Source organism: Aquabacter albus (assembly GCF_040049275.1).
In the GTDB taxonomy this organism is placed as follows: domain Bacteria; phylum Pseudomonadota; class Alphaproteobacteria; order Rhizobiales; family Xanthobacteraceae; genus Aquabacter.
The window spans coordinates 380,963-393,154 of record NZ_JBDZDT010000008.1 but is presented as its reverse complement, the minus strand read 5'-3'; the positions used below and the strand labels follow the sequence as shown (position 1 = coordinate 393,154).

The 12,192-nt window shown below is 66.9% G+C and carries 14 protein-coding genes and 1 tRNA gene; 6 read left to right on the top strand and 9 right to left on the bottom strand.

The features are described 5' to 3' along the window. Positions 1-4: 4 nt before the first annotated feature. From pgl to aroA, 5 genes are all read right to left on the bottom strand, one after another. On the bottom strand, positions 5-712 hold the full coding sequence (gene pgl, locus ABLE91_RS22000) for a 6-phosphogluconolactonase (protein ID WP_348934303.1): 708 nt from the start codon (positions 710-712) through the stop codon (positions 5-7). 191 nt (positions 713-903) lie between these two features. Beyond that, the gene (gene zwf, locus ABLE91_RS21995; RefSeq protein ID WP_348934302.1) at positions 904-2,376 is read right to left on the bottom strand and encodes a glucose-6-phosphate dehydrogenase; all 1,473 of its coding nucleotides are present in this window, start codon (positions 2,374-2,376) and stop codon (positions 904-906) included. A 378-nt stretch (positions 2,377-2,754) separates the two neighbouring features. Then, a complete protein-coding gene (gene rpsU / locus ABLE91_RS21990; RefSeq protein ID WP_348934300.1) occupies positions 2,755-2,985 on the bottom strand; it encodes a 30S ribosomal protein S21 in 231 nt (76 codons plus the stop codon). A 158-nt stretch (positions 2,986-3,143) separates the two neighbouring features. After that, positions 3,144-3,770, bottom strand: a complete 627-nt coding sequence (gene cmk / locus ABLE91_RS21985) for a (d)CMP kinase (RefSeq protein ID WP_348934365.1) — start codon at positions 3,768-3,770, stop codon at positions 3,144-3,146. 8 nt (positions 3,771-3,778) lie between these two features. Further along, on the bottom strand, positions 3,779-5,137 hold the full coding sequence (gene aroA, locus ABLE91_RS21980; RefSeq protein ID WP_348934364.1) for a 3-phosphoshikimate 1-carboxyvinyltransferase: 1,359 nt from the start codon (positions 5,135-5,137) through the stop codon (positions 3,779-3,781). 174 nt (positions 5,138-5,311) lie between these two features. On the opposite strand from aroA, the gene ABLE91_RS21975 reads away from it, so the two are divergent. From ABLE91_RS21975 to ABLE91_RS21965, 3 genes are all read left to right on the top strand, one after another. Beyond that, positions 5,312-5,716, top strand: a complete 405-nt coding sequence (locus tag ABLE91_RS21975) for a TIGR02300 family protein (RefSeq protein ID WP_348934298.1) — start codon at positions 5,312-5,314, stop codon at positions 5,714-5,716. 114 nt (positions 5,717-5,830) lie between these two features. After that, positions 5,831-5,906, top strand: a tRNA-Ala gene (locus tag ABLE91_RS21970). Positions 5,907-6,480: 574 nt separating this feature from the next. Then, a complete protein-coding gene (locus tag ABLE91_RS21965) occupies positions 6,481-7,185 on the top strand; it encodes an outer membrane protein (RefSeq protein WP_348934296.1) in 705 nt (234 codons plus the stop codon). A 94-nt stretch (positions 7,186-7,279) separates the two neighbouring features. Here the strand turns inward: ABLE91_RS21965 and ABLE91_RS21960 are convergent, their stop codons facing one another. After that, a complete protein-coding gene (locus tag ABLE91_RS21960; protein ID WP_348934294.1) occupies positions 7,280-7,555 on the bottom strand; it encodes a con-10 family general stress protein in 276 nt (91 codons plus the stop codon). A gap of 201 nt (positions 7,556-7,756) precedes the next feature. Here ABLE91_RS21960 and ABLE91_RS21955 point away from each other — a divergent pair, with 201 nt between their 5' ends. Together ABLE91_RS21955 and ABLE91_RS21950 are read left to right on the top strand one after the other, a co-directional pair. Further along, positions 7,757-9,463 (top strand): cache domain-containing protein, encoded by a 1,707-nt coding sequence (locus ABLE91_RS21955; protein WP_348934293.1) that lies wholly within the window; start codon positions 7,757-7,759, stop codon positions 9,461-9,463. 13 nt (positions 9,464-9,476) lie between these two features. Beyond that, complete coding sequence (locus tag ABLE91_RS21950) at positions 9,477-10,025, top strand: hypothetical protein (RefSeq protein WP_348934291.1); 549 nt, start codon at positions 9,477-9,479, stop codon at positions 10,023-10,025. A gap of 14 nt (positions 10,026-10,039) precedes the next feature. Here the strand turns inward: ABLE91_RS21950 and ABLE91_RS21945 are convergent, their stop codons facing one another. Both ABLE91_RS21945 and ABLE91_RS21940 read right to left on the bottom strand, forming a co-directional pair. Beyond that, the gene (locus ABLE91_RS21945) at positions 10,040-10,468 is read right to left on the bottom strand and encodes a hypothetical protein (RefSeq protein WP_348934290.1); all 429 of its coding nucleotides are present in this window, start codon (positions 10,466-10,468) and stop codon (positions 10,040-10,042) included. Between the two features lie 62 nt (positions 10,469-10,530). Further along, a complete protein-coding gene (locus tag ABLE91_RS21940) occupies positions 10,531-10,764 on the bottom strand; it encodes a hypothetical protein (protein WP_348934288.1) in 234 nt (77 codons plus the stop codon). 267 nt (positions 10,765-11,031) lie between these two features. Between ABLE91_RS21940 and ABLE91_RS21935 the strand changes: the two genes are divergently transcribed. After that, on the top strand, positions 11,032-11,313 hold the full coding sequence (locus ABLE91_RS21935; RefSeq protein WP_348934287.1) for an HdeA/HdeB family chaperone: 282 nt from the start codon (positions 11,032-11,034) through the stop codon (positions 11,311-11,313). Positions 11,314-11,500: 187 nt separating this feature from the next. On the opposite strand, the gene ABLE91_RS21930 is transcribed toward ABLE91_RS21935, so the two are convergent. Beyond that, positions 11,501-12,127 carry a GntR family transcriptional regulator gene (locus ABLE91_RS21930; RefSeq protein ID WP_348934286.1) on the bottom strand — a complete coding sequence of 209 codons (627 nt, stop codon included), beginning with the start codon at positions 12,125-12,127 and terminating at the stop codon, positions 11,501-11,503. Positions 12,128-12,192 lie beyond the last annotated feature (65 nt).

Sequence of the window (12,192 nt, the reverse complement as noted above, 5' to 3'; positions counted from 1 at the left end):
TCCATCAGGGGCACCACAGCACGTCCAGGGGACGGGCGGCGTGGCGCAGCACGGCGCGGATGGGCATGTCCTCCACGGGCCCGGCTTCGCAGGCCTTGTCGAGGACCGCGCGCTTGCCCGCGCCCTCGATATGCAGGAATAGCGCGTCCGCAGCGAGAACGGGCGGGAGGGTGAAGGTGATGCGCGGCTCGCCCGCCGCCTCCGCCCGCACGGCGGCGAGAAGCGCCGGTGTTCTGGGATCGATGGCTACGGGAAGCGCTTCCGCATGGGGGAAGAAGGAGGCGGTGTGTCCGTCATCGCCCATGCCGAGCACCATGGCCGCGAAGGGGAGAGGAAGGGCCTCGACCGTCTTCTCCGCTTCGGCGAGCCCGTCTTCGGGGGTGGGCGCGCCGGTACAGAGCGGCACGAAACGCGCGGTCTGCGCGGCGTTCTTCAGAAGATGGTGGCGGACCAAAGCGGCGTTGGAGCGTTCCGACGTCTCCGGCACCCAGCGCTCGTCCACCAAGGTGACGATGATGCGCGTCCAGTCGATGGGCGCGTTGGAGAGGACTTCCAGAAATCGCGTCGGCGTGCGGCCTCCGGAGACGGCCAGCGCGGCGATGCCGTCCTTGGCGCTGCGGGCGCGCAGCGCCTCGGCCACATGGACGGCCAGCGCGCGGGCGAGAGCGTCGGCATCGGGATAGGCTGTGAGGGCGATGGGGGAGGCGGTCATGTGCTCTGGTTCCCTAAGCACGGCACTATGGACAGATGCACCGCAGACTCCCTCTCCCGCTTGCGGGGGAGGGGTGGGGAGGGGGCCGTCAGCCGGGTGGATGTGCGACGGATCGCCCTGTCGCGCTGTTCCCCCTCCCTAGCCCTCCCCCGCAAGCGGGAGAGGGAACAAGACTGCGCCCTTCATGAGCCTCACGCATCGTCCATCCAGGTGCGCCCGTCCCGCTCGATGAGCGCGATGGAGGCCGATGGCCCCCAGGTGCCGGCGGTGTAGGGTTTCGGCGGCTCGCGGGAGGCGCGCCAGGCATCGAGGATCGGGTCGATCCAGTGCCAGGCCGCTTCCACCTCGTCGCGCCGCATGAACAGGGTCTGGTTGCCCCGCACCACGTCCATGATCAGGCGCTCATATGCGTCCACGTTCCGCACGCCGAAGGCTTCTGCGAAGCTCATGTCGAGAGGCACGTGCTGGAGCCGCATGCCGCCGGGGCCGGGATCCTTGATCATCAGCCACAGCTTCACGCCCTCGTCCGGCTGGAGGCGGATCACCAGCCGGTTGGCCATGATCTGCCCGGCATTGCCGTCGAACACCGAATGGGGAATGGGCTTGAAGGCCACCACGATCTCCGACACCCGGCTCGCGAGGCGCTTGCCGGTGCGCAGATAGAAGGGCACGCCGGCCCAGCGCCAGTTGCCGATCTCGGCCTTGATGGCGACGAAGGTCTCGGTATTGCTGGGCTCGTTCGCGCCCAATTCCTCCAGATAGCCCGTCACCGCCCCGCCCGCCGAGGCGCCGGCGCGATATTGGCCGCGCACGGTCACGTGCTGGGCGTTGCGCTCGTCGATGGGCTCCAGGGCTTTCAGCACCTTCAGCTTCTCGTCGCGCACCGAATCCGCGTCCATGCTGACCGGCGGCTCCATGGCCACAAGGCACAGGAGCTGGAGCATGTGGTTCTGCACCATGTCCCGCAGCGCGCCCGCCGTGTCGTAATAGCCGGCGCGGCCCGCGACCCCGAGGCTCTCCGCGACTGTGATCTGCACATGGTCGATATGGGCGTGGTTCCACACCGGCTCGAACAGGGCGTTGGCGAAGCGCAGCGCCATCAGGTTCTGCACCGTCTCCTTGCCGAGATAATGGTCGATGCGGAACACCGACTCCTCGGGGAAGACCTTCCCCACGGCCGCATTCACCGCGCGGGCGGATTCGAGATTCTTGCCAACCGGCTTCTCCACCACCACGCGGGTCTTCTTGGTGACGAGGCCGCTTGCGCCGATGCGGGCGCAGATGTCGTCGAACAGGTCCGGCCCCACCGCCAGATAGAAGACGCGGACGCGGTCCTCGCGCGCGGACAGGCGCTGGCAGAGATCGCCCCAGCCTTCGTCGGAAAGCGCGTCCACCGCCACATAGTCGATCTGCTTGAGGAAGCGCGCCAGGGCTTCCGGCTCCGCATGGGGGTCGCTTTCCTCCACCGACTCGCGGGCGAGAGCGCGGAATTCCTCCTGGGCCATGGGGCGGCGCGAAACGCCGATGATGCGGGCATCCGCCGGCATCTGGCCCGCCACCTCCCGCTCGTACAAGGCCGGAAGCAGCTTGCGCTTGGCGAGGTCGCCGGTTGCTCCGAAGACGACAATATCGAAGGGTTCGACCGAAATGACCCGAGCAACCATACCCGCCCTCCGATAACCGCGACGCGCCTCTGCCCGTCCCGCACAATTTCGGGTTCGATCTACATGAAAGCGCTTACGATTTCATGTAATCGATTAAAATCCGCCTGTCCGGGATTCTAATCCACGCCCCCTGTGTGCAACGCACCATGACAGGTTTGGTTTCGCGTGCGGAGTCGGCTTTTCCCGCTCCGCCCAGGAAGAGGGTGCCGAGGGGGGCGAGATGGTCGGGCGTGGCGCCGCCCGGCTTCATCTTGAGGGGTCTTCGCGAGAGGTCGATGCGCGCAACGCAAAAATCCGCGCGGCGGAGCCACGCGGATTCAGCATCAAGCGATCAGTGGGAGTCGAAGGCACCGCGCCGGAAACCAGCGCGGGGAAAGCTCACCGCGGGGGGCGGGGCTTCGAGGGGATGAGACCCTCGCGCTGCGCGCGCTTGCGGGCCAGCTTGCGGGCGCGGCGGACGGCTTCCGCCTCTTCGCGGGCCCGCTTCTCGGACGGCTTCTCGTAATGGCCACGCAGCTTCATCTCGCGGAAGATCCCCTCGCGCTGCATCTTCTTCTTGAGCGCCTTGAGGGCCTGATCAACATTGTTATCGCGGACGAGAACTTGCACGTGTTGCCTCTTCGAGCTGTTGCGCCGATCGCATTTCGCACTGATATGAAACGGCCCGGACCAGCGACGCCATGCTCGCGCACAAGGACACCTCTGCCGGGAGGAGCGTTCTCTTATCAGACCCGCTCAGGCTTGTCCACACGGGCAAAGCAGCGCCGTCACACCTTCCCGATTTTCGCGCGGATCAGCTTCATGGCCTCGCTGAATACCCCCTCCACGGTGAGATGGGTCGTGTCCAGCAGCAGGGCGTCGTCGGCCCTCATCAAGGGGGCGGCGGAGCGGCCGGAATCCCGTGCGTCCCGCACCCGGATGTCGGCGAGCACGTCTTCGAAGCTGGTGCCCGCCCCACGCGCCGCAAGCTCTCTGTAGCGCCGCTCGGCCCGCACTTCCGGGGTCGCGGTGACGAACAGCTTCACGGTTGCGTCCGGGCAGATGACGGTGCCGATGTCGCGCCCGTCCAGCACCGCGCCGCCCGGGCGGGCGGCGAAGCGGCGCTGCAGGTCGAACAGGGCCGCGCGCACGGCGGGCCGCGCCGCCACCACGGAGGCCGCCTCGCCCATCTCGCCGCCGCGCAGCGCCTCGGGGTCGAGGGTGGAGAGGTCGAGGGCGTGCGCCGCCGCGACGCTCGCCGCCTCATCGGCGAGGGTGCCGTCCGCAAGGCAGCGGGCGGCGACCGCGCGATAGAGCAGGCCGGTGTCCAGATGGGAGAGACCCAGCGCCTCGGCGATGCGCCGGCCGAGGGTGCCCTTGCCGGATGCCGCCGGCCCGTCGATGGCGATGACCACGTTCGCGCTCAATCGATGACGGCGCCGAGGCCGCGCATCATGGGCATGAAGGTGGGGAAGGAGGTGGCGATGAAGGTGGTGTCATCGATGGCGACGCCGTCGCGGGTCGCAAGGCCCAGCACCAGGAAGGCCATGGCGATGCGGTGATCCATGTGGGTCGCCACGGGCCCGCCGCCCGGCACCACGGGGCTGCCCTCCACGATGAGGTCGTCGCCCACCACTTCGTGGGGAATGCCGCAGGCGGCGATGCCGTCGGCCACCGCCGCCAGCCGGTCGCTCTCCTTCACCCGCAGCTCGGCAAGGCCGCGCATAATTGTGCGCCCTTCAGCGAAGGCGGCGGCCACCGCGAGGACGGGATATTCGTCGATCATGGACGGCGCGCGCTCCGCCGGCACCTCGACGCCGCGCAGGCGCGAATGCCGGACACGGATGTCCGCCACCGCCTCGCCGCCCTCGGTGCGCTCGGCGAGGATTTCGATGTTCGCGCCCATCTCCTTCAGCGTGGTGAGGAGGCCGATGCGCAGCGGGTTCATCATCATGTCGGCGATGATGATGTCGGAGCCGGGCACGATCACCGCCGCCACCAGCGGGAAGCCCGCAGAGGAGGGGTCGGAGGGCACCACCACGGGCGCGCCCACGAGGTCCGGGCGGCCGGGGAGGGTGATGGTGCGGCCATGGGTGCCGAAGGGCTCCACCTTCAGCTCGGCGCCGAAATGGGCGAGCATGCGCTCGGTGTGGTCGCGGGTGGCCTCGCGCTCCTTCACCACCGTCTCGCCCGAGGCGGCAAGCCCGGCCAGCAGCACCGCCGACTTCACCTGGGCGGAGGGAACGGGGGTCTCATAGGTGAAGGCGGAAAGGTCCGCGAGGCCCTGCATGCGCAGCGGCAGCCGGCCGCCCTCGGCGGCATCCACCACCTCAACGCCCATGGTCACCAGTGGGTCGAGCACGCGCCGCATGGGGCGCTTGCGCAGGCTCGCATCGCCATCGAACGTGGCGGCGATGGGATTGCCGGCGACCGCCCCCATCATCAGGCGCACGCCGGTGCCGGAATTGCCGAAATCCAGCGGCGCGTCGGGCGCGCGGAAGCCGCCGACGCCGACCCCCTTCACCCGCCACTCGCCGTCCCCCAGCCGCTCCACCTGCGCACCGAGCTGGCCCACGGCCTTGGCGGTGTTGAGCACGTCCTCGCCTTCGAGGAGGCCGCGAATATGGGTTTCGCCGCGGGAGAGCGCGCCGAGGATGAGGGCGCGGTGCGACACCGACTTGTCGCCCGGCACCCGCACGCGCCCCGAAAGGGCAGGAGAGGGGCGGCTGCGCGCGGGCACGGGGTCACCCGTGCCATGGCCGGTGGCGGAGGATGTGGGCATGTGGGCGCTGGACATGAGCAGCCTTCGAAATGGTCGTGGCTTATGGGTTGCGACAGGCTCTATCACGGGCCCGCACGGCGAACCAAGGCGCCGTCGCTGATTCTGCCTTGACAGCGCCATGGGCATTCGTCAATTGAGCACCCTCCTTTTTGAAGCCACCGAAGGGTCCTTGCCGTGGCGAAGCCTGAACTAGGCACTAAGCGCATCTGCCCCGTAACGGGCCGAAAATTCTACGATCTCAACAAGGACCCTGTGGTGTCGCCGTACACCGGGGAATCCTACCCGCGCTCCTTTTTCGAGCCTGCCGTCCGCGGCAGCTCGCGAAGCGAGACGCGTGCTGCGCCGGTGGCTGAGGAGGCCGAGGACGAAGTTGCTGATGTCGAGGTGATCAGCCTCGAGGAGGCCGATGAGGAGGCTGCGGGCACCAAGGTGGCTGTGGCCGACGACGATATCGACGTGGACGAGGACATCGCCGCCGATGGCGACGAGGACGACACCTTCCTCGAAGAAGACGAAGATGATGGGGATGACGTCTCCGATTTGATCGGAGAGGGCCTCGAGGACGATGAAGAGACTTGATGCTCGCAGCGGCTTGTGCTTAAAGGCCGCTCTCGCTCGGGGGCACACCCCCCGGGCATCCCGCCGCGGGTCTTCCCGAAGCGCTTTCATAAAGCGCTCAGCCCGCGGCCCGGTGGGGCCATAGCTCAGTTGGGAGAGCGCTTGAATGGCATTCAAGAGGTCGGCGGTTCGATTCCGCCTGGCTCCACCAAATCTAAAGCCCTGAAGGGCACCTTCCCACCCAGTTTCGACCCGGCGCAGGGCAGCGCTTCCAACCCGTGCTCGCGTAGTTGTGCCAGAATGGCTCGCGCGATGGCCGCGCGCCCTCCTGTGCAAAATGGTCAGGCCCCATCTCCCAGCTGATTCGTTTTCCGGCTCGTCGCTTCTGCGCGACGCAAGCGATGGCCGCGATACCGGCGCAGGGCGTTCAGGGGCGACACCGGCCCCCCCGTGGAAAAGTTCATCTCGAAATAAAGTTCCTGGCCGCGGCGTCATGATGCTGAGGCCGTCTATGGACGACCTCCGCCTCGGCTTGAGGAGGGGTCTCTTCATTTTCGGCAAACCGGCGATCCAAGGCGTCACGCGCCCGGCGGTAGGATTTTAAGCCTCGCCGACGCCGTGGCCGTGAGTCGGCAGCATGGCACCGCTCAGTTGTAAGGCCGGGTTACAAATCTGTGACAATTTTGCCAGGGCCGGGGGAAATGCAGCTTTCGGGGTGAAGTTGGTGAGACGATTCACAATTTCGCGCAGTTAGGGTCGTCGATGGTGATTGATGGAGGTTCCATATGAAAAAGATCCTGCTCTCCGGCGTCGCCCTGCTGGTTATGTCCATTCCGGCAGTCGCGGCTGACTTGGCTCGTTACCCTGTGAAGGCACCGCCGCCTGTGGTGGTTCCTATCTTCTCCTGGACCGGCTTCTATATCGGCGGCAACGTCGGCTGGGCCTGGCTGAACAACGACCTCACGGTCTCCCCCGCCTTTGGCATTCCCCCGACCAGCCTCAGCGTCGGCGATGCCAACGGCTTCACCGGCGGTCTTCAGGCCGGTTACAATTGGCAGTTCGCCAACAATGTGGTGCTCGGCATCGAAGCCGACGTGAACTGGGCCGATCTCGGCTCCAACAGCGTCGCCATCGTTCCGTTCGGCCCGTTCGCGGCCGGCCTCACCGACGCGAGCCTGAACGTGTTCGGCACGGTCCGCGCCCGCCTCGGCTACGCCTTCGATCGCGTGCTGCCTTACATCACGGGTGGTCTCGCCTGGGGCCGTTCGGATTACGGCTCCATCTATGGTGTCGATACGTCCGAGACCAACTGGGGCTGGACCATTGGCGGCGGCGTGGAATACGCCTTCACCAACAACTGGACCGCCAAGATCGAGTACCAGTACATCGATCTCGACGGCAGCAGCTACACCATCCCCTCGACCCTCGGCTCCATCAGCGCGGACAATCAGCTGAGCGTGCTGAAGGTGGGCGTGAACTACAAGTTCTGACGCCCGGTACGAGTCACACTGAAACGCCCGCCTCCGAGGGGAGGCGGGCGTTTCATTTTATGCGTGCTCGGGGACGTGCGGCGGACCGGCTGCGTCAGTCCGCCGGCTTCGATACCCGCACCGGGGCGTGCTTTCCGCCCTTGCGCCCGGCGCTGGAGGCCAGCGAGCGATCCACGGAGAAGCTCCGCTTCTCGTTGGCGACGCTTTTTCCGCCCCGAGCCCCGGCTTTCGCAGCCAGTTCCTTGTTCTGCGAAAAGCTGCGTTTCTCCGGCGGGAGGCTCTGGCCGCCCAGGCGGGCGATGGCCTGCCGCTTTTCCGGCGCCATTGCTGCAAACCCGCGAAGCGATTTCGGCTTCTCCATTATGGTCATGACCTCGCTTTTCTGGATCCCGGTGGCTTTCGGCGTGCCCAGTTCAAGCTCTCTCAACCAGTAGGAGGGAGGCGGGTTCCCGCTGCAGCGGCATTTTCATCGGCCAACCGATAGCCGGCGGCACTTTCCATGCGCTTATGGTTGGCTCGTTCGCGCGCGCTGGAATATCTTCCGCAAGTCCCCGGGGGGTGGGACACCCGCATGTTCAGTCGCTTTACCCGTTCACGGCCCGCACCTGTCGCCCATGGGCGCCGCTGGCGAGCGGGGCTGCTCGCGCTCTGCGCGGCGATGCCGCTTCTGATCTTCGGGGTGGTGTCGTGGTATGATCGTGCGTCTGAGCTGCGGACCGCGCGCCAGGCGGCGCTCGCCACCGCCTACACCCTCGCAGAGCATGCGGACGCGGTGTTCAGCGCCATCGACATCGCCTTGCTCCAGCTGGACGTTGCCATAGAGGATCGGCCGTTCTCGGACGTGCGGACCGACGGCCGGATTCACCAGATGCTGGTGGATGTGCGGCGGCGCCTTCCACCGTTGGAATCGGTCTTCCTCGTGGACGAGAACGGCAGCATCGCTGCCTCCAGCCGCGCCTTCCCCATGCCGCCCTACGATGTGCAGCACCGGGAATATTTCACGGTGGGAAAAGCAGGGCATGAGGGGCTGTTTCTCTCCGTGCCATTCCGGGGCGAGCTCTCGCGCTCGGTCTCCTTTACCGCCAGCCGCCCCATCACACGCCAGGGCACGTTCCGGGGCATCGTCGCGGTGACCATCTTCCCGGAATATTTCCATTCGCTGTATCGTGGCGCCTTCCTTCCCGAGAGCCACGCCTCCGCGGCGCTGATGCGCAAGGACGGCATGCTGATCTTCCGCTCGCCCAATCCGCGCGTGCCGGCCGAACCCATGCTCGCCTCCTCCGAACTGGTGGAACAGACGGCGCTCCAGAGCTCCGGCCTCATCACCGGCAAGGTCACGCTCGACACCCGGCCAAGCCTGACGGCTTTCCGCACTCTGCCCACCGTGCCGCTCACCCTGGTTTATGCGGTGAACGAGACCGACCTTCTGTCCGCCTGGTATGGGCGGCTTGTCGGCTACGGCATCGCGGCAGCCTGCGCCAGCGGGGCGCTGGCGGCGGGCGGGGCATTGGTTCTCTTCGGCCCCGCGCGAAGGCGGGGCGTGGCGGCGGATGAGGAGCCGCCTTTCATGGCCCGCGATCGGCGCAGCGCGCCAGCCGAGCCGGCCAGCGGGGTCGAGCGCGGCGTGGATACGCTGCTCCGCGTGGTCCTCGCGGTCCTCGCGCAGGTCCGCCGGCAATTGCCGAACGCACCACAGGCAGGCGAGCGCCCCGCCGCGTCCATCGCCCTGCAGGACGCGGTAGACGGCGCGGTCCATGGTGTTTCCGCCGCCCAGCGCCTCGTCGCGGGGGCCCGGACCCGGGGGGCGGAGGCGCGGATCGTCAATGTCGAAACCGCGCTCGCCGCACTGCGGAAGCTGATGACGGGGGCGGTCTGGCCGCCGCCGGACTTCGCGGAAGCCGCCATCGAATCCTCCACCGACGTGTTCGTCGATCCCGCCCGGTTCGACCTCGCGCTGCTGGACCTCGCCCTGGGGCTGAAGGAAATCGCCCCAGCGGGCGCGCGGCTGAAGGTGAAAGCTGTGCGGCGCGCGGTGCGCACCGCCGGGCCCGAAGGCCTGGAGGCGGGCGACTACGTGGCCATCGACTTCGAACTGGACAATGAGGGCGGCGCGTCACGCACCGCCGACGTGAGGGGCGAGACGCGGCTGCGCCTTGTCGCTCGCTTTGCGGCGCAGAGTGACGGTATGCTGGTGCTCGACGAGGAGCGGGGCGCACCGGCCCGCGCCACGCTCTGGCTGCCTGCTGCGCTGATCAAGCGCGACCCCAGCAAGATTTGAACGGAACACCACAATGCGCCGCCGTGTCGTCGTGATCCTCAGCCTGCTCCTGCTGGCGTCCGCCGCCGAGGCGGCACCGCCCAAGTGCCTGCAGAGCACGCGTTTCCAGGTGGTCCACATGCCGCGCACGGGAAGCCCGGGAAGCCATATCGTCGTCCAGCCCCTCCGCCCCGGCCAGAACCGCCCGTGCATGTTCAGGCGCTGGGTGGGCGACTTCAGCGTCGGCGGGCCGGAGGATACCTTCTATGTGCTCGGCCTCAGCGGCGATGTGCTGGTCCTCGACGAGGGCACCGGGCCGGCGCGGATGCTGGCATTCTACAACCTGGCCACCCGCCGCACGAGCTTCACGCGGTCCTATGACGACGAGGTGCCGGTGAAGGTGGAGGCGGGGAAGGTCACTTTCTGGGCGGTGACGGGGCCGGGTGAGCCTGCCACGTGCCGGCAGTTCAAGGACTACGCCGCCAAGGGTCTCGGCGCCGCTTTGGCGCAGCAGGCGGTCATCACCTTGCCGGACGGCCAGGAGGAACTCTCCGGCCCGGTGCGCTGCATCGCGCGGCAATAGGGCGGGATGGCGATCTAACGCTCGGTGAAGAAGGTCATCAGCACCTTGCCGCCTTCCCCGGTGAGGCAGAGGAAGCGATGCACCTTGTCGGTCTGGTCGCGCTGGATATAGGCCTCGCCCATGATCACGGTGTGGACCTTGGTGTCCTCCACCGAGAGGTCGGCCTTCGCGACGGTGATGCCGTCCATGTCGATGAAGATGTCCTCGATGGAGGGCGAACGCTGCTTGAGGATGGAGAGCGCCCGCGCCTTGCAGGCCAGCACCAGGGCGGTGTCCTGCTTGCCTTCCGCCTCCGCCTTGGCGGAGGCCCTTGCCTGCGGCTCCGGTGGGGTGGGCGGAACGGGCGCCACGGCCGGAGGCGGCGCTGCGGGCGCCTGCGCCAGCGCCGCCATGGGAGCGGCGCTGATCAGGATGGCGGCGGCGCGGGCAACGTGACTGGGCATGGCGTCCTCACGGCTGTGTTCCAGGTGGAAACGCCGGGGCCCGCAATTTGTGCCGCGCGGGCCTAGTCTGCCTCTTCCTCCCCATCGGACGGGGCGATGAGCTTGTCGAGCGCGGCCATCAGTTCGTCGCCGATCTTCTCCACCTCGGCGCTGCTCAGCGCCGGGTCGCAGGGCAGCACGAAGCGGTGCTCGCCTTCATCCGTGGTGAGGTCGAGCAGCAGCGCGCTTCCGAGACCATCCGGGTGGATGAAATTGACCCTGAGGCCGGTGAGGATCGAAGCGGGAATGTCGGCCATAAGGTGTCTCCGGGATCTGCGAGGCCTCGCCTGAAGCTGAAAGCAGGATCCGTCGCTGTGGCGGAAAAAGATAGCGGGCGATTCACGCTCCGGGTGCCGGGTGTTTGCCCTGTGATCATGCGTCTGTCGAGCGCCTTGGGCGAGCCCCACCTGCAGCAGGCGAGCGTCGTTATTGAGGCGGCTGAACGAAAGAGCAGAGCCGAGCGTGGCAGCTGGAGCGGAGCCGTGATAGCGTGCCCCGGGCTTTTGGGATATGGGGCTTAAGCGATGAAGTTCGCGATTGTTGCGGCGCTGTTTCTTGGCATTGTGACCCCGGCGGCAGCCGAGAAAATGGATCTGTCGACGATGACCTGCCAGCAGTTCGTCGGTTCCGACAAGACCACTGTGATGATCATCCTGACCTGGCTCGACGCCTATTATAAGGATGAAGACGCGCCGCCGGTGATCGACACCGACACCTTCCTCGCCAATGCCGAGAAGCTCGGCCAATATTGCGGCAAGAATCCCACGCTGGGCCTGATCACGGCAGCGGATTCGGTCTTCGACTGACCGGCCCCCATCCTGCCGTTCGCCTCAGGTGCTGCGGCACGGATTTCACGGAACCATGTTCTAAAGCAGGGGTCGTCCTGCCAGCCAGCGCCGGATTTCGCGATCCGGCGCTGAAAGCCGTTCTGCGCAACGGCGGCTCCTTCAGCAGGGCCCGAGCTCATCACCTCACACTTAATGGGCCTTCCGCCTAATCCTCGTAGACGCTTTTGAAGCGGGCGTGGGCGTTCTCGATATGCGCGCGCATGGCCGTGGCCGCGCCGGAGGGATCACGGCGGCGGAAGGCATCGAGGATGGCAGCGTGTTCCACGATGGCGTCCTGCGTCACCCGTGCATAGAAGCGCAGCCGGAACAGATGCAGGTGCACGCGCTGCTGGGTGACGATCTCGCGGAGCAGGTCATTCTGGCTCGCCCGGGCGATCTCGGCGTGGAAGCGGGCATCCTGCTGGGCGAAGGCGTTGTAGGCCGAGCGCGGATCGCTGGGGGAGGGCTCCTCCATCCGCGCTGCGAGCGTCGATAATTCATCAAGCTCGCCGACCGACATCAGCGTCGCCGCCTTCGCCGCCGCGGCAGGCTCCAGCAGCAGGCGCAATTCGCACAAATCATCGAATTGCTTGCGCGTGAGCTGCGAGGCTGCACGGTAGCCCGACAAATGGACTTTGAGGACAAGGCCCTGAATTTCAAGTTGGCTGAGCGCTTCGCGGATCGGTGTTTGCGAAACACCTAGCTCGCGCGCCAGCTTATCGACGCTTATACGCTCTTCCGGCTGAATTTCGAGCGACATCAGCTTCTTCAGAAGGATGTCGTACACTTCCATGCCGAGGCGGACAGGCTTGGAAATTTGATATGTACTGTTCATAGGCGTCCAGCTTCGGGCATGCG

Bases quoted from the DNA above. Each gene is read 5' to 3' on its own strand.
- pgl (WP_348934303.1), bottom strand. From the start codon at position 712: ATGACCGCCTCCCCCATCGCCCTCACAGCCTATCCCGATGCCGACGCT.
- zwf (WP_348934302.1), bottom strand. From the start codon at position 2,376: ATGGTTGCTCGGGTCATTTCGGTCGAACCCTTCGATATTGTCGTCTTC.
- aroA (WP_348934364.1), bottom strand. From the start codon at position 5,137: ATGCCCACATCCTCCGCCACCGGCCATGGCACGGGTGACCCCGTGCCC.
- ABLE91_RS21965 (WP_348934296.1), top strand. From the start codon at position 6,481: ATGAAAAAGATCCTGCTCTCCGGCGTCGCCCTGCTGGTTATGTCCATT.
- ABLE91_RS21960 (WP_348934294.1), bottom strand. From the start codon at position 7,555: ATGACCATAATGGAGAAGCCGAAATCGCTTCGCGGGTTTGCAGCAATG.
- ABLE91_RS21955 (WP_348934293.1), top strand. From the start codon at position 7,757: ATGTTCAGTCGCTTTACCCGTTCACGGCCCGCACCTGTCGCCCATGGG.
- ABLE91_RS21950 (WP_348934291.1), top strand. From the start codon at position 9,477: ATGCGCCGCCGTGTCGTCGTGATCCTCAGCCTGCTCCTGCTGGCGTCC.
- ABLE91_RS21945 (WP_348934290.1), bottom strand. From the start codon at position 10,468: ATGCCCAGTCACGTTGCCCGCGCCGCCGCCATCCTGATCAGCGCCGCT.
- ABLE91_RS21940 (WP_348934288.1), bottom strand. From the start codon at position 10,764: ATGGCCGACATTCCCGCTTCGATCCTCACCGGCCTCAGGGTCAATTTC.
- ABLE91_RS21935 (WP_348934287.1), top strand. From the start codon at position 11,032: ATGAAGTTCGCGATTGTTGCGGCGCTGTTTCTTGGCATTGTGACCCCG.
- ABLE91_RS21930 (WP_348934286.1), bottom strand. From the start codon at position 12,127: ATGGAAGTGTACGACATCCTTCTGAAGAAGCTGATGTCGCTCGAAATT.